This window comes from Sorangium sp. So ce117, assembly GCF_051524395.1.
GTDB classification, from domain to species: Bacteria; Myxococcota_A; Polyangia; order Polyangiales; family Polyangiaceae; genus Sorangium; species Sorangium cellulosum_B.
On record NZ_CP150309.1, the window covers coordinates 3,798,546 to 3,819,148 of the forward strand.

11 protein-coding genes are annotated in these 20,603 nt (G+C 71.3%); 3 read left to right on the top strand and 8 right to left on the bottom strand.

The features are described 5' to 3' along the window. Positions 1 to 20: 20 nt before the first annotated feature. Entirely contained in the window at positions 21 to 4,124 is a 4,104-nt protein-coding gene (locus WMF46_RS14335; RefSeq protein ID WP_437986120.1) for a hypothetical protein, read from the top strand. A gap of 24 nt (positions 4,125 to 4,148) precedes the next feature. On the opposite strand, the gene WMF46_RS14340 is transcribed toward WMF46_RS14335, so the two are convergent. From WMF46_RS14340 to WMF46_RS14365, 6 genes are all read right to left on the bottom strand, one after another. Then, positions 4,149 to 5,510 carry a hypothetical protein gene (locus WMF46_RS14340; protein ID WP_437986121.1) on the bottom strand — a complete coding sequence of 454 codons (1,362 nt, stop codon included), beginning with the start codon at positions 5,508 to 5,510 and terminating at the stop codon, positions 4,149 to 4,151. A 228-nt stretch (positions 5,511 to 5,738) separates the two neighbouring features. Continuing rightward, positions 5,739 to 6,836 (bottom strand): hypothetical protein, encoded by a 1,098-nt coding sequence (locus WMF46_RS14345; RefSeq protein WP_437986122.1) that lies wholly within the window; start codon positions 6,834 to 6,836, stop codon positions 5,739 to 5,741. 290 nt (positions 6,837 to 7,126) lie between these two features. After that, positions 7,127 to 8,752, bottom strand: a complete 1,626-nt coding sequence (locus tag WMF46_RS14350; protein WP_437986123.1) for a thrombospondin type 3 repeat-containing protein — start codon at positions 8,750 to 8,752, stop codon at positions 7,127 to 7,129. Then, entirely contained in the window at positions 8,749 to 10,200 is a 1,452-nt protein-coding gene (locus WMF46_RS14355; protein ID WP_437986124.1) for a hypothetical protein, read from the bottom strand. Before WMF46_RS14355 ends, WMF46_RS14350 begins: the two co-directional genes overlap by 4 nt. Then, positions 10,200 to 11,267, bottom strand: coding sequence for a PEGA domain-containing protein (locus WMF46_RS14360; protein WP_437986125.1), 1,068 nt, complete (start codon positions 11,265 to 11,267; stop codon positions 10,200 to 10,202). The genes WMF46_RS14355 and WMF46_RS14360 overlap by 1 nt, the downstream gene beginning before the upstream one ends. Positions 11,268 to 11,487: 220 nt before the next feature. Then, positions 11,488 to 13,140: an FAD-dependent oxidoreductase gene (locus WMF46_RS14365; protein WP_437986126.1), complete on the bottom strand. Its 1,653-nt coding sequence runs from the start codon at positions 13,138 to 13,140 to the stop codon at positions 11,488 to 11,490. A gap of 815 nt (positions 13,141 to 13,955) precedes the next feature. On the opposite strand from WMF46_RS14365, the gene WMF46_RS14370 reads away from it, so the two are divergent. Then, complete coding sequence (locus WMF46_RS14370; RefSeq protein ID WP_437986127.1) at positions 13,956 to 15,827, top strand: PE-PGRS family protein; 1,872 nt, start codon at positions 13,956 to 13,958, stop codon at positions 15,825 to 15,827. A gap of 66 nt (positions 15,828 to 15,893) precedes the next feature. Here WMF46_RS14370 and WMF46_RS14375 read toward each other — a convergent pair whose 3' ends face one another. Then, the gene (locus tag WMF46_RS14375) at positions 15,894 to 16,280 is read right to left on the bottom strand and encodes a KGG domain-containing protein (protein WP_437986128.1); all 387 of its coding nucleotides are present in this window, start codon (positions 16,278 to 16,280) and stop codon (positions 15,894 to 15,896) included. 984 nt (positions 16,281 to 17,264) lie between these two features. Here WMF46_RS14375 and WMF46_RS14380 point away from each other — a divergent pair. Further along, entirely contained in the window at positions 17,265 to 18,290 is a 1,026-nt protein-coding gene (locus WMF46_RS14380; protein WP_437986129.1) for a phosphatase PAP2 family protein, read from the top strand. A gap of 129 nt (positions 18,291 to 18,419) precedes the next feature. On the opposite strand, the gene WMF46_RS14385 is transcribed toward WMF46_RS14380, so the two are convergent. Further along, the gene (locus WMF46_RS14385) at positions 18,420 to 20,393 is read right to left on the bottom strand and encodes an ABC transporter ATP-binding protein (protein WP_437986130.1); all 1,974 of its coding nucleotides are present in this window, start codon (positions 20,391 to 20,393) and stop codon (positions 18,420 to 18,422) included. Positions 20,394 to 20,603: the final 210 nt, after the last annotated feature.

Genomic DNA, 20,603 nt, shown 5'->3' on the forward strand with positions numbered 1-20,603 from the left:
TATCTCCTTTCGGAGGTGGTATGCGCGCGCGACGCACGGTCGCTTGGTTGCTCAGCGGGGGGCTCCTCACCGCCGGCGCCGGTTGTGGCAGCGACGAACCGGAGGCGCTCGGCGCAGCTCGGCTCGCGGCCGTCGCGAGCGCCGACCGCACGGTGCACGCGGTCGACGCGCTCGGCGCTCAGCACCAGGCCGCCATCGCCGCCAACGCGGACGCGAGCATCCTCATCGCGACCTACACCGATCCGCGCGGCGCCCTCGCGGATCCGATCAGCCTGTCCGGCGTTGCGCGCTCCGCCGACGGCGGGAGATCCTTCGCCGAGGTCCTCGGCCCGAGCGGCGTGGGGGCGCTGCCCTCGGTCGCCGGCGGCCAGGTGCTCGGCGCCCCGCGCGTCGTCCACGATCCGACCCGCGACGTGTTCGTCAGCTCCTCCACCTACGTCCGCCCCGCCGATGGCCTCCAGGGCCTCTGCCTCCATGCCTCGAACCCCGGCAGCAGCACGGCCGGCTCCTTGTGGTCCGCGCCGGTCGAGGTGACCCCCGCGTTCGTCTCGGGGGAGAGCGCCGAGCAGGCCTCCCTCGACGTCAACGCGGCGACAGGGCGCCTCTCCGTTACCTGGGTTCAGCGCGGCGGAGCGCCTCCGAGCATCCTCTACAGCCACTCCGACGATCTCGGCCAGACCTGGTCGCCCGCGGCCACGATCGCGCAGGCGCCCGCCGGTGGCGATCTCGACGGGCCGAGCGCGCGCATCCTCCCCGGGGCGACCGACAGGGACTCCGTCGTCTATGCCGTCTTTCGCGCCATCGAGCCGGGGACCTCGCTGCGCAACGTCGGTTGCCGCCGGTCGATCGACGGAGGCGTCACCTGGGAGCCGCTCACCCTCCTCGACGAGACCAGCTACCCCACGGAAGACCAGATCCTCGGCGTCGACCACGGAAGGAGCGCCCCGTCGATCGACGTCGACCAGGTTACGCGGCAGGTCTACGTCGTCTACCAGCGGAGCGGCGCTGACGGCACAGGGGACATCGCCCTGCGCTCGTTCACGGAGCAGTGCACCGCAGGCCCCGCCGTCCTCCTCAACAGCAATCCAGGGCGCGATCGGGCCCAGTTCTTCCCCTTCGTGGCCGTCGACCGAACGACCGGCACCGCGCACGTCGTCTACTACGACCAGGATGTCGACAGCTCGGGCGACCTGACCGAGATCGTCCACACCGCGTCGAGCGATCAAGGCGCCTCCTTCAGCCCGCCTGCGCCGATCTCGGACCGCCCCTTTCACGCGGGCCACGGCAACGACGCCTCCCGGCAGAACCTCGGCGACCGCATCGGCGGCGTCGCGCTCGCCGGTGAGCTCTACAGCGTCTTCAGCATGACGGCCACCCCGCCGCGGTTCGACGAGGGGCAGCCATCGTCGACCTCCCTGATCGCGCCCAACGTCCACCTCGACGTCCTCGACGAGCTCGCCCGCGTCCCGCCGCTGCGGGCGGCCGGCGCCCGGATCGCGGACGCCGCGTGCGGCGCCCTCGCGAACGAGCGCGTCGATCCGGGGGAGCTCGTCGACGTCGGCGTCTACCTCGAGAACCACCTCGCCAACCCGATCTCCGGCAGGACGACCGTCTCCCGGATCGCCGCCACGCTGTCCACGGAGACGCCCTCCGTGACCCTCGTGAGGGCGAGCGCGCTCTACCCGGATATCGAGCCCCTCCGCACGGTCGCGGGCGACGCGCCGTTCGTCCTCAGGACGGGCCGGGACTTCGTTCCTGGAGCGCCGATCGATCTGACGCTCACGGTGAGCTCGGCTCAGGGCACGGTCGAGCTGCCGATCCAGCTCGAGACGGGCTCGCCGGGCGCCGCGGAGGTCCTCCTCCGCGAGGATTTCGACGCAGCGAGCGCGCCGGCGCTGCCCTCCGGCTGGCAGTCGGTGCGCGCCGGCGGGACGGCCTCCGCCTCGCCGTGGACCGTCGCGCAGACGCTGACGCCCGGAAACAACGCGGCATTTCACGACGAAGAGGCGGCGACGTCGATCGTCGCGCTGGTGTCGCCCGCCGTGACCATCCCGGAGAGCTCCGGGAACTCCCACGTCACGCTCGACTTCGATCTCACCTACGAGCTGGAGGACGATCCGCAAAAGCTCATCCAGGCGTTCGACGGTCTGACGCTGCGCGTGGAGGATCTCACGGCCGGCGCCGCGCCCCGGGCGGTGCTCGCGGAGGCGTTCGCCGAGCGGATCGTCACCGGCGGGAACCACCACTTCCCAAAGCACCTTCCAGCCCGCGACGACCCGGACTACCTGGCGGACAACGCGGTATGGTCCGGTAGCTCCAGCGGGAGCAAGCGCGTGTCGATCCGCTTCCCTGGCGCGGGGCTGCGCGGGCGGACCGTGAGGCTCCGCTTCGACTACACGCAGGACGACAGCCGGGTCTGCACGGATATCGGGCGCCCCGGGCCGTGCGGCGTCGCGGTCGACAACATCGTGTTCGCGGCGGTGCCGGTCGTGTCCAAGGCCTGCGGGGCGGATCTGGCCATCACCCAGACGGCCGCGCCGGATCCTGTATCGCCGGGCGCCCAGCTCACGATGACGATCGACGTCGTCAACGAGGGGCCGGGCGATGCGAGCGACATCGTCGTGTCGTCCGTGCTGCCCGCCGGGGCGAGCCTCGTCAGCGCCTCGGGGACCGGCTGGACGTGCGACCTGGCCGGCGGAGAGCTCGTGTGCCGGCGCGCCTCGCTCGCCGCACGGCAGAGCTCGTCGATCGCGGTCACCCTGGTCGCGCCCACGCTCCCGCCGTCCACGGTCGACGAGGAGATCGAGAGCACGGCGAAGGTGAGCTCGAGCGAGCACGATCCGGCGCCGGAAAACAACGAGAGCGGCGTGCGCATCGACGTCTCCGTGCCAGCGCGCCTGATCGGCTATCTCACCGTCCTCGGCGAGCGCATCGCCGGCGAGGATCTCGCCTATACGGCGCTCATCACCAACACGGGTGGGCGCGTGCAGCCCGACAATGCAGGCTTCGAGTTCGTGGACGTGCTCCCGCCCGAGCTCCTGCTGGAAGGCGCGTTCGCGGACAAGGGCGCGGTCTCGGCCGATCCCGCCACCAACACGGTGGGCTGGGACGGCGAGGTCGAGCCGGGGGAGTGGGTGGCGCTCACGATGGAAGCGATCCTCCTTCCCCTGACCGATGGACTCGTCGTCACGAACCAGGGCACGCTCTTCTTCGACGCGGACTCCGACGGCGTCAACGAGTCGAGCGCGATGACCGACGAGCCCCTGTTCGCCGGCGCGGCCGATCCGACGGTGCTCACGGTGAGGCCCGCCGTCTGCGGCGACGGCGAGCTCGGGCTCGGCGAGCAGTGCGACGACGGCAACCTGCGCAACGGCGATTGCTGCTCGGCTCTGTGCACCGCCGAGCCGCCGACCACGATCTGCCGCATCGCGACCTCGCTGTGCGATCCCGGGGAGTATTGCGACGGCGCAGGGAGCTGCCCCGCGGACGTGAGCCTGCCGGACGGCGCCAGCTGCGATGATTTCGATGTCTGCAATGGCAGCGAGGTCTGCTTCCAGGGACTCTGTCTGAGCGACATCCCGCTCTACTGCGATGACGGGGATCCGACGACCACCGACGAATGCCATCCCTTCTTTGGCTGCCGGAACACGCCGAACAGCGCCGCCGCGGGAGGGGGCGGAGGCGGCGACGACGGAGGGACCGCAGTAGGCGTGGGCGGCGGCGGCGCAGTGGGCGGCGGCGGCGCAGGCGGCAGCGGCGCAGGCGGCAGCGGCGCGGGCGGCAGCGGCGCGGGCGGCAGCGGCGGCGACGCCGGAGGACCGGCCGAGGGCGCTGGAGGCAGGGGCGACGGCGCCGGCGGCGATTGCTCCACCGATGCCGGCGGGGCGGGCGGCACAGGGGTCGGCGGTGGCCGAGACGCGGCGGGTGGGGGTGGGGAAGGGGAAGGGGGCCAATCCGAGGGAGGAGCGCCCCCGGGCCACTGCTGCTGTTTGAGCATCAGCTGCGCGTATGCCGTCATCGGCGGCGAGACCGGGCACGCGTCAGGAGCGGCCCGCGCGCTCGCGCTGTGCGGCGTCTTCGTGGCGCTCGGCAGCGCGCGCCGCGCCCGCCGCCGTCGCTGCTGACGGCGGCGCCCGCGCGCCCTGCGATCACCTGTAGACGAAGACCCCCTTCAGATCCTCGGTCTGCGAGATGGGCGTGCCGTCCTTCTTCGAGGTGGTCCTGAACTGGTAGATCATCCCCGGGATCAGCGCGGGACCGTCGTACTCGACAGAGACGTTCTCGCTCCCCGACACCCTGGGCACCTCCAGGTCCTCCCAGATCTTGGCGCCGAGCGCGTCGAACAACCGCACCTCGTACAGATCTTCGCTGGAGTCGTCCTCGAAGACGAACGTCGGTGTCCCGCTCACCTCCTCCATCGTGCTCGCGCCGGGCGAGACCACGGCGAGCGCGCCCGTCACCTTGAACGACTCCGCGACGGGCAGATCCTGGCCGGAGACCGTGATGCGCACGATCTCGGTCCCGCCAATCGACGTGTCAGGATCCCGCACGAGCGCGTCGTCCTCGAAGGCGGCGAGGACCACGTAATCGCCATCGGGCACCCCGGCGATCGAGAACTCTCCGGTGACGTTGCCTTGCCGGAGCCCTCGCGGGGTCTCGCCGCGCGCGGTCGACTCGTCAAACGTATCGGCCACGACGAGGATGACCGACGTCGCGCTCCCCCCTGGAGCATTCACGATCTCGACCTTGCCGCTCACCACCGCCGTGGCGTCTCCGGTCGCGTGAAGATCCACGCCCGTCGTCTCCTTGCCGGCGCTGACGGTCGCGCTCGCCGTGTCGAGCGCGAGGTCGGCGGCATAACCCTTCACCGTGACGTCGCCCGCAGCCACGTTGTAGATGGTGTAGCTGCCGTCGAGATCGGCCGCGCCGGTGGCGCCGCCCGCGACCAGCAGCGTCCCGCCGGGCTGGTCGGCGTGGACGACCCCGGAGATGGAACCGAGCCCCTCGCTGTCCGAGAGCGGCAACAGCGAGATCTCCGTCGCGGCCGACTCGATCGCGGGCGGTTTGCCCGCCGCGGTGGAGAGGTCGATGGGCAGCGCGACCCGCGGCGCCTTCGGGAACGTCTCGTACGCCTGCGCGTCGGCGCGCAGCGTGACGTCGACCTCGATCGGAGCGCCGCTCGCGTCGCGCCGCGCGGGCACGACGAGCTCATAGGTTCCGTCGGCCCCGGTGATGGCCACCCGGGAGATCACCGCGTCGCTCGGGTCCCGGGCGAGCACGCGCGCGCCCGCGATGGCCTTGTCGTCGAGCGAGTCGTAGACGCGCCCCCTCAGGGTCACCGGCTCGAAGCAAGCGGGCTCGGCGCCCTCCACCTCCTCGCACACCTGCGGGGCGGCGCACCCTGTCTGCGCGGCCACCGAGCAGCTCTGCGGCTGACCCTCGTCGTCGCCGCCGCACCCCATCCCCATCAAGGCGCACAGCATCCCAACAGACATCGAGCGCATCACCATCGACTCGTCTCCTTTCAAACCACGTCTTGTCGCTGCAGGCTCAGCTTCTCAGCTCGCGAGCGGCCAGCGTCGCGCCCTGCGATCCTGTCGCCGCTCCGAGCAGGGACAGTGAATCACGCAGGCGCGACGGGCACCGAGCGGGGGGAGCACATCCCTCCGGTTCTTCTGTGTCTTTCATGGTTCAATCCCTGTCCTCGAATCCAGGGAGAACCCGGGCCAGCGTAGGGGCTAGTTCAAGATGACCTGGCAGCAGCCGGTGATGCAGTAGTAGCCTGCGGCACAAGGCTCCTGGCCGGAGAGCCCGCACGGCTGGACCCCCGCCGCGCACTGGCCTTGGGGCCCGCCGGTGGGCCCGCCGCCGCTGCCGGTCGCGTCGCCGCCGCCGCCTGTCGCGGCGCCGCCTGTCGCGGCGCCGCCTCCAGCGCCGCCGCCGCCCCCTGCGCCGGTGCCGGACTCGAAGCAGTCGTCTGGCAGCGTGTCCTTGCCAAGGCAGAGCTCGCAGCGGCCGCACTCGTTCAGGCAAGCATCCACGGGCGTGCAGGGCTCGCAGCGGGTCGGGTCGGACTCGTGGCCGCGCGAGCAGGAGCCTTCACCGGTGCCATCGGCGTCGGAGCCGAGCCAGACGTACTTGCCGCCGCCCGCCGGCAGCTCACAGCAGCCGAAGCAGTCGCAGCCGTTCGGCGTGAGCGGACCGCAGATCGTATGGCACAGTTCGGACTGCTCGTCGTTGAGATCGCTGCAGCTCTTGCCGTCGGCGCCCGGCGTCGAGGCCCGGCTGTCATAGGCGCACATCGTCCCGTTGTTGGACTCCGGGTGAAACCCGGGCGCGACCTCGTGCTCATCGCACTTGTGGTTCCAGTGGCAATCGTCGTTGCCGGAGCCCGAGTCCTGGTCGAAATAACAGTCGACGGTGCACGCCGGCCCCGCCTGGCCGGGGATCCCGCCGTAGTAGCTGCCCTCGGTGTTGTCGCACGGGCCGAGGCAGTCCGGATCCTGCGCGTCGAGGAGCCCATCGTCGTCGTTGTCGACGAGATCCCCGCACGCGTACGTCTTGCCCTGGCACTCGACGATGCTCGTCGGGGTCGCCATGCCTCCGCCCGCGGCGCCGGTGCCGGCCCCTCCGCCGCTCGCGCTGCCGCCGCCGCTCGCGCTGCCGCCGCCGCTCGCGCTGCCGCCGCCGCTCGCGCTGCCGCCGCCGCTCGCGGCGTCGCCTCCTCCCGCGCCGCCCGATGGGGCGGCGCCGTCAACGGTGCTGTCGCTACAGCCGGCGCTGAGGGTGAGTCCAAACAGGGCGGTCACCAACGAGAGAGAGAGAGCTAGGCGCATGGTGTCTCCAGAGGTGGCTCAGGCGCTCCCGTCCGCAGCGCGCGCTGCGGAGCGGGACTACCGGCGCGTTCATCCGGAGCAGTTCCGCCGCGGTCAGGTCACGGCTCAGAAAAAGACCCGTCGCGAAAAAAACGCGGAGCCATCGCGAAACCGGCGTGTCGTCGTGGGGTGATAACCCACGTTGTGCTCTCGGTTGTCTCTATCTCTTCCGGGTGGCAACCGAGCGGGCACGCTCGTCGCTCTCATGGGGTGGCGTGCACGCTGCGCGTCAGGGCCGCGCGCAGCGGCGGTCAGGCCGCGTGATCGCGCCGCCTTCGGGCGCCCAGGCCCAGCGCGCCCGCGAGGAGCGCCACGAGGCCGACGAGCGCGCCGCCGCGCTCGCCTCGCTGCATCGCGCAGACCAGCCCGGACGAGACCTCCGGCTCCGTGGACCCGCCGCCGCTGCTGCCCGCACCGCCGCTGTCGTCGCAGGCGTCGCCTACCCCGTCGGCGTCGCCATCCCCCTGATCCGCGTTGGCCGCGAGCGGGCAGTTGTCGTCGCCGTCCGGGACGCCGTCGTTGTCGTCGTCCGCGTCATCGGCGTCGCAGGCGTCGCCTTGATAGTCCTCGTCGTTGTCGGCCTGATCCGCGTTGGGGACGGAGGCGCAGTTGTCCTGCTCGTCCGGGACGCCGTCGTTGTCGTCGTCTTCCTCGCAGGTGTCGCCCTGTCCGTCGCCGTCGCTGTCGGCCTGATCGGGGTTGTACTCCTCGTCGCAGTTGTCCGCCGCGTCGCTCAGGCCATCTCCGTCCACGTCCTCGCAAGCGTTGCCCACGCCGTTGTAGTCCGCGTCCGTCTGATCGGGGTTCGGCACGTGCGGGCAGTTGTCCGTCTCGTCCGTGATGCCGTCGCGGTCGCCGTCGACATCGGCCCCGAGGTCGCAGGCGTCGCCGCGGCCGTCGCCGTCGCCGTCGGTCTGATCCTGGTTGGGCACGTGCGGGCAGTTGTCCTCTGCGTCCACGACGCCGTCGTTGTCGTCGTCGTCCTCGCAGGCATCGCCGGTGCCGTCGTCGTCCGTATCTTCCTGGAACAGATTGGACACGACAGCGCAGTTGTCCTCCACGTCGACCACGCCGTCGTCGTCGCTGTCGGGATCGCAGGCGTCCCCGAGGCTGTCCCCGTCCGCGTTCTCCTGGCCAGGGTTCTGATCTACAGGGCAGTTGTCCTCTGCGTTGCGCAGCCCGTCGCCGTCGGTGTCGATGTCGGGCTCGCAGAAGTCGCCGATGCCGTTGCCGTCGCTGTCCTCCTGGTTCGGATTGCGCGTGGCAGGGCAGTTGTCGCAGAGATCGCCGATCTTGTCGTCGTCTCTGTCCTGCTGGAGCGAGTTCGGGACGTCGCGGCAGTTGTCGACGTCGTTGTCGATGCCGTCGCCGTCGTCGTCACCGGCCTCGCAAACGTCGCCGGTGCCGTTTTCATCGGAGTCCACCTGATCGGCGTTCGCCGTGAAAGGACAGTTGTCGTCGGCATCCAGGACACCGTCGTTGTCGTCATCGTCGTCGCAGGCGTCGCCGGTGCCGTCCGCCTCCGCATCCGACTGGTCCGGGTTCATCCCGACAGGACAGTTGTCGCACGCGTCGCCGACGCCGTCGGAGTCCGAATCCCGCTGATCCTGGTTGAGAACGGACTGGCAGTCGTCGCACGCATCGCCGACCGCATCGCCGTCGGCATCCGCCTGGTCCGGATTCTGGGTCTGCACGCAGTTGTCCGCTGAATCTACGACCCCATCCAGATCGGTATCGGGGTCCTCCGCCCACCCCGCGGCCGGCAGGATCAGCCCGAACAGGCCCGCCACGATCCCCACCGAGAACCGTCGCCCGCGCGACCGCACGCCCCTCGTCCCCGCACGTTTCATCGCGCCTCCGTCCTTCATGGCCTTCATGGCGACAGCTTGGTCACGAACACATCCGTGCCCTCGCCTCCCTCGATCCGCTTTTCCCCGAACGTCACCTTCCCGGTGAACGCGCCGGTCACGTAGACCTGCCTGTCGCGGTCGATGGCCACGCCCGTGGCCCGGTCCGGGCCGGCGCTGCCGAAGCGGTGGCTCCACCGGTAGCCGCCTTCCGGATCGAGCTTGGCCACGAACACGTCGTCGTCCCCAGCGCTCGTCACCGACCCGTCCGCCAGCGTCGTGTCTCCGCGGAACCCCCCCGCGACGACCACGTCCCCCGCGCCGTCGACGAGGAGCTGCCCCAGCGACGCGCCGTCCTCGCCGATCACCCGGCTATAGATGTGCTCGCCCGTCGAATCGAGCTTGGCCACGAACACCGCCTGGTGCTCTCCGGCCGCCCGAGGGCCCCCGCCGAGATCGATCGTCGCGCCGAACTCCCCGCCCACGATCACATTGCCCGCCCCGTCCACCGCGACCGCCTTGGCCCGCTGCGGCCCCGCGTCGCCGAAGCGCTTGCTCCAGCGGTGCTCGCCGAGCGCGGTGAAGCTCGCCACGAACACATCGAAATCCCCGGCGCTCTCCAGCGGATCGCCGCCCAGATCGAGCGTGCCGGCGAAATCTCCGATCACGATCGCGTTGCCGCGCGCGTCCGTCGCCACGGCGCGGGCCTGCTGATCGAAGCCGTCGCCGAACCGCTCGCTCCAGAGCAGCACGCCCTCGTCGTTGAAGCTCGCCAGGAACACGTCGCTGCCTCCGGCGCTCTCGAGCCGCTCCTTGCCGACGTGCAGCGCGCCAGAGAAGCGGCCGGCCACGACGAGGCGCTCCGGCGCCGCCGCGACGCTCGTCGCCGCCTGGAAGCCGATGCCCCCGAGCGGCTGCAGCCACAGCTCCTTCCCCTCCGCGTCGAGCCTCGCGACGTAGCCATCTCGCCCGCCGGCGCTCGTCCGCGGCTCGCCGCCGAACTCCAGCGTGCCGGAGAACTCCCCCGCGACCAGGAGACCCTCGTTCCCGTCCGGCACGAGCGCGTTCACCGTCTGCGGATCGAACGCACCGAAGCGCTTCAGCCCGAGCCCCGACCCGTCGCTCGCCGACAGCCGGGCCCAGAAGACGTTCTCCTCGCCGATCGGCGTCACGCTCTCGTCGTCGAGGGCCACGTCCTCCGCCTTCGTGAGCCTTCCAAGGAGCGCCGCGGTGCGGTCGTCGGCGACGGCCACGCTCGCCCCTGCACGCTCCCCGTCGCCCCCGAGCGCGCGCGCCCATTGCACCTCGCCGCCCGACCGCGGCGCGCCGCCGCCGCCTTCGCCGCCGGCCCCCGCAGGGGTCGACAGGCTGAGCTCGGGAGCGCAGCCGAGGACCGCAGCGCCGAGCGCCGCAGCGCCGACCGTCACGACGCCGAGCGCCGCGCCGGCTGTCGCCGGGTAGAACCGTCTCACCCTCATCAGAACACCCCCTGCCACATCACGCCCTGTGCCGTCGGCGTCGCGATCGGCACGAGCGACGACGCCCGCTCGCCGCCCGCCCTGGGCCGCAGGAGGATGCCGCCCAGCGCCGCGCCCACGCCCGCGAGGCCGACCGCGCCGAGCGTCACCGACAGCCCCAGGCTGCGGTTCCACCGCGCCCGGAGCGCCTCCATGCTCTCGAAGTCGTGGACGCCCCGATCGCAGACGGACCCGGGGCACTCGTCCTCGACCCGAGCCCGCGCGGCCAGGTGGTCGGCAGCGAACACCGCGCCCCCCGCGAGCGCCGCGAGCCCCACGCCGCCCGCCGTCCATGCCCACAGCGGCACGGGGGCGCGGGGCTCCGCCGGCGCGTCCGCGGGCGGCAGCTGCCCTCCGCCCACGTTCGCGCCCATGCTCCCACCTGCGGCTGCGCCTGCCTTCGGCTCGGTCGACTGCCCCGGTACGAGGTGGATGCGGACCTCCACCGGCGCGCGCTCCGCCTGCTTCAGCGTGACCTCGCGCCGCGCCGTCTGGAAGCCAGGCGCCGTCACCACCACCTCGTGGCGACCGGGGTTGAGCTTGCGCGGGTAGGGGAGCGCCGCGCGGGGGATCGGCTGGCCGTCCACGCGCGCGTCGATCTGGTCCAGCGCCGCGCCCTCGACCCGGAGCTGGAGCGACGGGATGCGCGCCTCGAGCTGCTCGACCATCGTCGCGGCGGCCGCCCGCGCCTGCGTGAACACCGGCGGCTCGTCGCTCCCGAGGGGCAGGTGGACGACCTCGTAGGCCGTCTCCCGGGCCTCGATCAGGCGACCGAGCGCCTCGTCGGCGCGCGCGAGATCGAGCCCCGTCGTGGGGGCGCGCACGAGCGCGTGGGCCGCCTGGAAATCCTCGCGGGCGCCGGCGACGTCCCCCGCGTCGCGCTTCTTGCGCCCCTCGATGAGGAGCGTCCGCGCGGTCTGCCGATCGGCCGCCGAGGGCTCGGCCCGCGCCGGAAGCGCCCCGGCGACCGAGAGGACAGCCAGGGCTATGCCTGCGGCGCGGGAGGCACGGGGGCGCAATAATTTCATCTCATCACCAAGCCGCCCGGGACTGTCCCGGACTACTCGATCATGATCGCACGCCGCTCGCGCAGGGGTCAACTACGCCAGCGCGCGCGCATCGTGCTCATGGGGCCATGGCGCGCGCATCGCGGTTGGCGTCGATCGTGTTGATCCTGTCGATCACGGCGATCACGTCGATCCACGTCCATTGCGCTCATCGGTTGTTGGCGCTCGCGACTCGCGCCGTTCACGTGGCCGGGCGACTCTGGGGCAGGGGCACGGCCGCAGGCTGGCCGGCGACCCGCTCCCGCTCCCTCGGCGGCGAAACCGATCCTCCGGCGCTGAGAGGCGCCTCGCTCGGCGCGATCGGCGTGAGATCGGCCGTCGCCGGGCCTCGGAGGACGCGGCCCATGGCGTCGAAGCGGGCGCCGTGACAGCGGCAATCCCAGCTGCGCTCCGCGGAGTTCCACGAGACCACGCCGCCGAGGTGGGTACACATCGCCGACATCTCGTGGATCTGCCCTTGCGGATCGCGGTAGACGGCGAGCTTCTTCAGGCCCCTGCGCACGACGGCGCCTGCGCCAGGCGCGATCTGCGCCACGTCAGGGACATCTCCCTTGCCGAGCCATGAGGCGTACTGGCACGCGACATTGAGGTTCTCCTTCGCGTACTCGGAGACGGCGGCCAGGCTCAGGTTGACGCGGGTGGGATCGAAGAGCGACGCCATCCGGCTCTCGCGGCCCTGCACGAGGTCCGAGATCACGATGCCTGCGATCGTCCCGTGCGTCATGCCGTTGCCACAGTCGCCCGTGGAGATGAGGATCCTCGATCCCTTCCTGATGCGACCGATGTACGCGAGGCCGTCGACCGTCTCCATCACCTCGCCGGACCAGCGGTGCAGCACCTCGCCGGCCTGCGTGAAGCGCTCTCTCGCCCACGCCTCGAGCCGCGCGTGGCGCTGGTCCGCGTCGCTGGCCTGTCCGGTCTTGTGGTCCTCTCCTCCCACGAGGAGCACCTCGTCCGGGCCGTCCGGGCCGTTGATGTTGGCGAGGCGGACGTAATGGAACGGTTCGGCCGTGTCCCAGTAGAGCCCCGGTGGGACGGCGCCCCGCGGGATGCGCAGGCCGACGACGTAGGTCCGGTAACCGGCTTGCTTCAGGTGCACGGAGAAGCGCGGAAGGAAGGGGGAGTTCGTGGCGAGCACGGCCTCGCTGGCGATCACCCGGTGCCCGCGCGCCGTCTTGACGACCACCCCGTGAGGCACGGAGTCCTCGTCGACGTCGACCACGTGCGCGAGCGTGTAGAGCCTGCCGCCGTCGCGCTCGATCGCCCGCGCCAGCCCCGCGAGGTACCTGCGGATATGAAATTGCGCCTGATCGGGGAAGCGGACCGCGGGCCCCGTATCGAAATCGAGCAGCGGCGCGCGGTCGACGTAATGGGTCGAGCCGAGCCCGGCGCGGTGCGCGGCCTCGATCTCGTCCCGGAGGGTGGCCGGGGGCGACCCCGGGGCTGTGAAGAGATAGCCGTGGACGCGCCGGAAGTCGCAGTCGATCTTCTCTTCCGCGACGATCCGCTCGATCGTCTCGATGGCCGCCGTGTGGCTCCTTGCGGCGAGGCGCAGGCGGCTCTTGCTGTGCAGCTTCGCGAGCGAGGCCCAGCGCCGGTCGAGCGCGTGCGTGATGTGCGCGGTGGTGAGCCCTGACTCGCCCCCGCCGATGGCGCCGTTGTCGAGGACGACGACGCGCTTTCCGGCCTTCGCGAGGAGATACGCCGTCGTCAGCCCGGCGATCCCCGCGCCGACGACGCACACGTCCGCCTCGTGGTCGGTCGCGAGGGGGGTCATCGGAGGGATGACGGCGTGGGTCCAGGCGGTGTTCTTATCGTAGGCTCGCTCCGTCATAGGCGCTCCGCGTCTGGGCGCCGAGCGCTTTGGCTCGGCGCTTCGTCTCGGTGATGGGTTATGGGGTCTGCCGCCCGGGAGGCGTGATGATCCGCCGCGCCAGACGCCCCGGATGCGGCCTCCATGGCCGCCGCGCCGCCGGCGCGCGCGGGGGGACGCGCGCCGGCGGCGCTCTTCGTTCGCGCGCGAATGCGCGCTCGGGCGAGCTCGTCAGACCCCTCCCGCGGGTCTGCGGAGAGGTCGTTGAAGCGAGCGGGCGACAGGCGGGTGAGCGGCCGAGCGCCGTCCCGACGCTTGCCCGCGCGGCGCTTGTCGCCGCTGCACGCGAAGGGAGCGAGCGTGACGAGCGTAAAGAGAGTCGTGGCGCTCCTGAGCCAAGCCACCCACATCAGTCGCGGGACGATGCAGATCGCGTACCGCGCCCACCGCCGCCCGGCGCGGCTTGTATGTTGGACGTGCCGCGAGGCTCACGGTGAGGCATTCTGCCACGATGAGGCAAACCTGCGACGCGCGCGGCGCGCGTCCGAGGCCATCGCGGGCCGCGTGCAAGAGAACGGTTGATCAGCGGGGAGCGCCGTTCAGGCGAGGCGCGCCGTCCAGGCGGGACGCGCCGTTCCGGCGGAGCCAGGGGTAGCCGATCGTTGCCACGAATTCGCCGCGACAGCTGCTTGATTCGATCCGCGCGCACGCGTACTTGACGTCCACGACACAGCAGATTGAGGAGGTTCGACAGCCCACAGCAAGGGGATGCCGGATCGGCCTTGGCTCCACCGAGCGCCCGCGGCTCGGGCTCTTCGTCGAGACATGGAGGATGAATGAAAACGCACTTGGTGACGAACGTGGCTCGGATTGCTCTTCTGACGAGCATGGGGCTTCCCCTGGGCTGCAACGGCTGCGACTCCGAGCCTGAGGACGGCGTCACCTCGTCGACGAGCGGCGTCGGAGGCGCCGGCGGGCAAGGCGGCGAAGGTGGCGTCGCCGGGCAGGGCGGCGAAGGCGGCGTCGCCGGGCAGGGCGGGGCCGGAGGCGGCGGGGGGCAAGGCGGTGAAGGGGGTGCCGGCGGACAAGGCGGGGTCGGAGGCGCCGGCGGCAGCGGTGGAGTCGGAGGCGGCGGGGGGCAAGGCGCCGGCGGCAGCGGTGGAGTCGGAGGCGGCGGGGGGCAAGGCGCCGGCGGCAGCGGTGGAGTCGGAGGCGGCGGGGGGCAAGGTGGCGAAACGGGCGCCGGTGCATCAGGTGGAGTGGGGGGCGCAGGCGGCGACGGCGGCGCGGGCGGCAGCGGCGGCGGCGAGCCTCCGGCGTTCCTCGGAGATGCCCTGTGGGGGCTCGGCGCCGGCGAGGCGAAGAACGAGCGAATCGAGGCGATCGCGGCGGATCTGCACGATAACGTCGTCCTGGTCGGCGGCTTCGAGACGGCGATCAACTTCGGTGGTGAGGCGGACGCCCTCGTGAGCGACGGTGGTCTCGACCTCTTCGTCGTGAAGCTCGACGCGGCGGGAGGCCACGTCTGGAGCAGGCGTTTCGGGGGCAAGTCCGATCAGGTCGCGTTCGCGGTGGCCACGGATCCGAGCGGCAACGTCGTCGTCGCCGGGGAGTTCGAGGGGACCCTCAACTTCGGCGCGGACGCGAGCACCGAGCTCGTGAGCGCCGGCGGGAAGGACCTCTTCGTCGCCAAGCTCGACGCCGGCGGCAACCACCTCTTCAGCAAGCGCTTTGGCGGCGAGCTCGATCAGGGCGCCACGGCCGTGGCCGTCACCGAGGCGGGCGAGATCGTCGTCCTCGGCATGGTCGACGGCAGCATCAATTTCAGCGAGGCGCCCGGGACCGCGCTCGAGGGGAGCGGCGGTCCCAACGTCGTCGTGGCGAAGCTCGACGCCGGCGGCGGCCACCTCTGGAGCCGGCGGTTCGGCTCCGCGGAGAGCTGGCAGCGCTTCCGCAGCATCGCGGTCGGCGAGTCGGCCCTCTACGCGGCCGGCGCCTTCGGCGGAAGGCTCGAGATCGACGGCCACGTCGTGGAGAGCGCCGTCGACGGCTCGCGCGACGACGAGCCGATCTACAGCATCGATGGGCTCGTCCTGCGGTTCGAGCTCGCGTCGGGCAGCCTCGTCTGGGGCCGGTCGCTGGGCGCCGCCGGCGAGCAGTTCGCCAAGTTCATCGGCCTCGGGCTCGACGGGCATCCGGTCGTCCTCGGCAACTACAGCGCTCCGTTCCGCGTCGGGCTCACGGACATCGAGCGCGCCGCGGTCGGGGATTACGACCTCTACCTGGCCCGGCTCGACGCAGAGACCGGTGAGCCGCTCGCCGCCCGTGGGCTCCCGTCCGCGGGCGACGAGTTCGTCTGGGGCTTCTCGCAGGACCCCTGGGGCAACCACGTGCTGAGCGGTTACTTCACGGAGGCGCTCGAGCTCGGCGGGGCGCCCGTGGAGATCGTGCCGCCCGAGTCGGGCGATGCGTTCGTCGCGAAGCTCAGTCCGGACTTCTCCGAGGAGCTCTGGTCCGACGTCTACCGCGATGGGGTCTTCTGCTTCTCGACGGCCCAGGCCGTCACCGGAAGCGGGAACACCGTCGCCGCTGGCCTCTTCCACGGCGAGCGGATCGAGCTCGGCGGCGGCCTCCCTGCCATCGAGCACAGCGCACGTGTGGGCGATCGCAGCAACGGCGACGTCTTCCTCGTCACCTTGTCGCCGTGACGGACGATCGGGCGCGCGGACACCCCCGCGCGCCCGATCACCGGCGGCGATGTGCCGCGGCGCTGCTCAGTTCGCCTCGTGGCGCGGCTCGGCGGCGTCGGCGTGACGTGCGGCGCTGCCGCCCTGCTCGCCCTCGCGGGCGCTCTCCCCCGGCGCGTCGCTCTGTCCGTCGCCGCGCGACTCGCCGCCCTTGCGGCCGATCTGCGCCATGTGTCCGCGGTTCTGGCTCACGGCCGCGCCGCCCTTGCGGCCGATCGCGGCCATGTGCTCGCGATTCTGGCTCACGCTCGCGCCGCCCTTGCGGCCGGCCGCGCGGGCCTCCTCGGAGCTGAACTCGTGGGCCGTGCCCTTCTCGTGCGCGGCCTTGCCGCCCATGCTCGCGATCGCGCGTTGCTGCTTCTGGTCCATCGCGGCGAACCCACGACTGCTGCTCTGACCGTGTTGCTGTGCCATGAGTCGTCTCCTTGGTGTCTGGGCGCATCGCTCCAGCGCCCTCACGGGGGACCCAGGCGTGGTGCCCTGTGGGATCGTCGCTGAACGATGTCGGCTCCTCCGGGGGACTGCAACGTGAGTGCCATGAAGAGGGATCCATGGACACGCGACGTCACCGGCGCGGATCCAGCGGGACTTCCGTGGATTCTCGTGAGCGCTCGGGAGCGTCCAGGGTGCGCTCCAGCAGGGTGAGGTGAGCGCGATCCTCCGGGCGCGCCCAGGGAAGACGCGGTTTCTGCGCCGACGTGCGCAGCGCCGATTGTGTCGCGTTGCGTCCAGCGCCGCTCAGCCCGGCGAGACCGGCGTTCCAGCGGACGCTTCGCCGCGCGGCAGACTGCCCCACCGGTCGTGAGCGCGCGGGCCATCGCGCCTCGTCCGCGCCGCGCGGTCGAAATCCACGGCGTCCTCTCGTGTGGACGACTCCAGCGCTCGCGACGTCGCCGACGTCACGGCCGCCGGGACGCCGCGACAATCGTGCTCCGGTGCCCAGCGTGCTTGACGGCGCGCGTTGTCGATCGCCATCGCGGATCCCCCGACCGGCGTTGTGGGTGCATCCGTCCCGCAGATCCGGGGGCGACGCCGTCGCGCAGATTCTGCGCTTGCGGGAGCCCGGCAGCCCAACCTGGGACGCGACAGTTTCGTCGTGACGCGTAGACCCTGCGCCGCTGCGTCGCTGCGTTCGCACGCGTGCAGTCCGCCGAGGCGGCGGTTGGGCTGTCGCGGGAGCGCCATGCCGGGGGCGTGGAGCCCCCTACCGCTGTCAAGCGGCGCGAACCGGCCCGTCAAAAACTCGACATCCGTGTGGCCCCCGAGTTGCTGAGCCTGTTGCCTCCCGGCCGCTGGAGCGTCACCGATGTCACGGTGACGCCACGCGCGAACACGTGATACAGAGCGGCCCGGCGTCATCAGCCCATGCGCACCATCCCATCCCTGGAACGTCCCCGAATGCAAGAGAGGCTCACAACGGACTGCGATGAGGTCGCCGGCTCCGGCGGGCTGGTCGACGTCGAGCGCGAAGGCGCGCTGTTGAAGGACGCTCTGCGCGGCCTGGTCGGCGTGTTCGCCCTCCACGACGCGATCCTCATCGGCTATCTCGCCTTGACGACGATCTTCCTGCTTGGCGCGCCGCCGACGGAGCTGCGAGCGCAGTGCATGAGCCGCAATCTGGCGGGCATCGCCGCCCTGGTGTCCGTCTGCGTGCTCGTGCGCCGCGCGACGTTTCTGGCGCCCTTGCTGCGGAGCGTCCTTTACCGACTCTCGCTCGTCGGCGCCTTCCTCCTCAACTACCTTTCGCTTCGGACCCTCTTGCCGGCGGTCCGGAGCGATAGCGTCGACGCGGAGCTCCTCCACCTCGACCTCCTCCTCTTCCGCGTCGAGCCGGCGCTCTGGATGGAGCGCTTCAACACGCGCCCGATCGTGGAGTGGTTCTCCTTCTTCTATTTCAGCTACTTCTTGATCTGTTTCCTCTCGATGGTGCTGGCGGTATGGGTCGCCCGACCAGGCCGGGGGACGACGGAGTACGCGGTCGGCACCACGATCGTCTACTGTGTTGGCCAGCTCGGTTACATGGCGGTCCCTGCGTACGGCCCCATCCAGGCGCTGAGCCACCTCTATCAGGGGCCGCTGGACGGCGGCTTCTTCTGGGGCTGCGTGAGCAGCGTCGTGCAGGCCGGCGGCGCGATGAAGGACGTCTTTCCCTCCCTGCACACGGCCGCGCCGCTCTGGTTCGCCCTGTACACGTTCCACCGCGCCCGCACCGACCGGCGCCTCTTCTGGCTCGCCGTGGTGGCCGCGTTCTTCTCCATGAACATCATCGTCTCCACCATGCTCCTCCGCTGGCACTACGCGATCGATGTCGTCGCCGGCGCCGTCCTGGCCGTGGGCACGGCGTGGCTCACGCCGCGGCTCGTCCGCTGGGAGGAGGGCCTCCGCGCCCGCATGGGTCAGCCGCAGCCGTGGAGCTTCCGGTAAGCGCGCCTCTCCGGCGCCGGCGCGCTCCAGTCCCGCGCGCCTCGGCGTCGGGGGAAGCTCATCTCAGGGAGCCGGCCGCGGCCTGAGCTCGGCACGAGCGCCCGCGGCCTGCTCGATCCTGGCGGCCGCTCAGGCGAGCGGTGCCTCCCACGCTTTCAGCGGAGCACCCCGCGGGAGCTCGTCGGCGCGGTCAGCCGCCGGCTGGAGCCGCGGTGCTTCGTGGACGCGGGCCGGCGGCGCCTCCATCGCCGCAGGCGCCTCGGCGGCGCTCTCCGGCAGAAATCCGTCCGACTGTTTGCTCCAGAGCCGCTTGTAAGCCCCGTTTCGCGCGAGCAGCTCGGCGTGCGTGCCGTCCTCGATGATCCGGCCGTCCTCGAACACCAGGATGCGGTCGAGGTGGACCACGGTCGAGAGGCGATGGGCGATGACGAGCACCGTCTTCCCCTTCATGACGCCGTCCATCGTGTCCTGGATGGCCTGCTCGGTGATCGAGTCGAGGCTCGAGGTCGCCTCGTCGAGGAGGAGGATCGGCGCGTCCTTCAGGATGACCCGCGCGATGGCGATGCGCTGCCGCTGGCCGCCCGAGAGCTTGACGCCGCGCTCGCCGACCATGGAGTGATACTGGTCCTTCATCTGCACGATGAAATCGTGCGCGTGCGCCTTCCGCGCTGCCTCGACCACCTCCGCGTCGGTCGCGTTCAGCCGGCCATAGCGGATGTTCTCGAGGAGCGTCCGGTGGAAGAGGCTCGGGTCCTGCGGGATCAGGCTGAGCTGCGCGTGCAGCGCGTCCTGCGTCATGTCCCGGATGTCCACGCCGTCGATCAAGATGTGACCGGAGTCGATGTCGTAGAGACGCAGGATGAGGCTGACGAAGGTGGATTTGCCGGAGCCGGAGAAGCCGACGAGCCCGACGCGCTGGCCGCGCGGGATCGTCACGTCGAGGCCCTCGAAGATCGGGTGACCGGGCGTGTACCCGAAGGTCACGTTCCGGAGCTCGATCCGGCCGCGCTCGAGCGTCGGGGCGACGGCCTCGGGGCGGTCGACGAGCTCGTGGGAGCGGACGATGGTGTTCACCCCGTTCGCGACGTTGCCGACGAACTCGAAGAACTCGAGGAAGCGGCGGCTGAGGTTGCGCGCCTCGTTGATGATGAGGAGCGACAGGCTCGTCGCCATGACGAACTCGGCGACGCCGATGTCGCCGCGCTCCCAGAGCCTGAGCGACTGGTAGAGCGTCCCCACCTTGAGCAGCGCGGCGGACGCGAACTGGAACCAGCGCACCCGCTCGGAGTACCAGTTCGATCTGCGCACCGCGCGGAGCTCGTGTTTGAGCTGCTCGTCCAGGTACGCGCGCTCGAAGCCGAACCGGGCGAAGAGCCGCGCGCTCGTGAGGTTCGTGACGGAGTCGACGAGCTTGCCTGTTGTCTCGCTCCGCGCGGACGCGGCGCTCACCGCGTGGGGCTGACACCGGGTCGCGAGCCAGTAGGAGATGCCGACGAACAGCGCCGCCCAGGCCGAGACGACCGCGGCGAGCGCCGGGTGAGCGCTGTAGAGCAGCCCGATCGAGACCGAGAAGACGATGGCGATGGGCCAGAAGTCGAAGAGGATGGCCCACAGGGTCTGCGAGACCCCCATCGACGTCTCGCTGATCCGGTGGGCGAGCGCCCCGGCGAAGTTGTTGCTGAAGTAACGATGGGAGTGGTGCTGGAGGTACGCATACAGATTGCGGGTCACGTTCTGGCGCTGCCACGGCCCGACGAGGATCTGGCAGAGGCCGGCGATCCGGCTGAACAGGAACTCTCCGGCGATGAGCGCGACGAACAGCGCCAGCGCGTCGCGCAGCCGTCCGCTCAGCACGACGCGGCCAGCGCCCGACGCCTGCGTCACCCCCTGGATGACCTGCCCGATGGCGTACGGGATCATGATGCCGCACGAGGCGTGGGCCGACTCGAACACGAACATCGCCAGATACCAGGCGCGGTAACGACCGACGAAGTGAACGATGAACCGGAAGGGCGTGTCCGGGAGCACCGGAGCGCCGGGGGCGCGCTGCAGAGAGGTCTTGGGTTCCACCGAGATGTCCTGGGGCGCCCTGCGCGCCCTCATCAGCTGACGGTCATCGCGCGCTCCGCCCTCACGCGCCAAGTGCACTAACCGGGCCAGCTCTGCCCTGGCCGTGACCGTGGAGGAGGGAGGAGCGGTGGGAGGGGGCTGCTGCCTCAGCAGCAGCGGGTGGTGATCGGCTGCTGCGGCGCACGCAGGGGGGGCGCGCGCTCGAACGATCCGGATCCACGCGCGGGCCCCCCGTGGAAGTTC

Excerpts from the sequence above, each read along its gene's own strand:
- WMF46_RS14335 (WP_437986120.1), top strand. The coding sequence starts at position 21 with ATGCGCGCGCGACGCACGGTCGCTTGGTTGCTCAGCGGGGGGCTCCTC.
- WMF46_RS14340 (WP_437986121.1), bottom strand. The coding sequence starts at position 5,510 with ATGGTGATGCGCTCGATGTCTGTTGGGATGCTGTGCGCCTTGATGGGG.
- WMF46_RS14345 (WP_437986122.1), bottom strand. The coding sequence starts at position 6,836 with ATGCGCCTAGCTCTCTCTCTCTCGTTGGTGACCGCCCTGTTTGGACTC.
- WMF46_RS14350 (WP_437986123.1), bottom strand. The coding sequence starts at position 8,752 with ATGAAGGCCATGAAGGACGGAGGCGCGATGAAACGTGCGGGGACGAGG.
- WMF46_RS14355 (WP_437986124.1), bottom strand. The coding sequence starts at position 10,200 with ATGAGGGTGAGACGGTTCTACCCGGCGACAGCCGGCGCGGCGCTCGGC.
- WMF46_RS14360 (WP_437986125.1), bottom strand. The coding sequence starts at position 11,267 with ATGAAATTATTGCGCCCCCGTGCCTCCCGCGCCGCAGGCATAGCCCTG.
- WMF46_RS14365 (WP_437986126.1), bottom strand. The coding sequence starts at position 13,140 with ATGACGGAGCGAGCCTACGATAAGAACACCGCCTGGACCCACGCCGTC.
- WMF46_RS14370 (WP_437986127.1), top strand. The coding sequence starts at position 13,956 with ATGAAAACGCACTTGGTGACGAACGTGGCTCGGATTGCTCTTCTGACG.
- WMF46_RS14375 (WP_437986128.1), bottom strand. The coding sequence starts at position 16,280 with ATGGCACAGCAACACGGTCAGAGCAGCAGTCGTGGGTTCGCCGCGATG.
- WMF46_RS14380 (WP_437986129.1), top strand. The coding sequence starts at position 17,265 with ATGCAAGAGAGGCTCACAACGGACTGCGATGAGGTCGCCGGCTCCGGC.
- WMF46_RS14385 (WP_437986130.1), bottom strand. The coding sequence starts at position 20,393 with ATGAGGGCGCGCAGGGCGCCCCAGGACATCTCGGTGGAACCCAAGACC.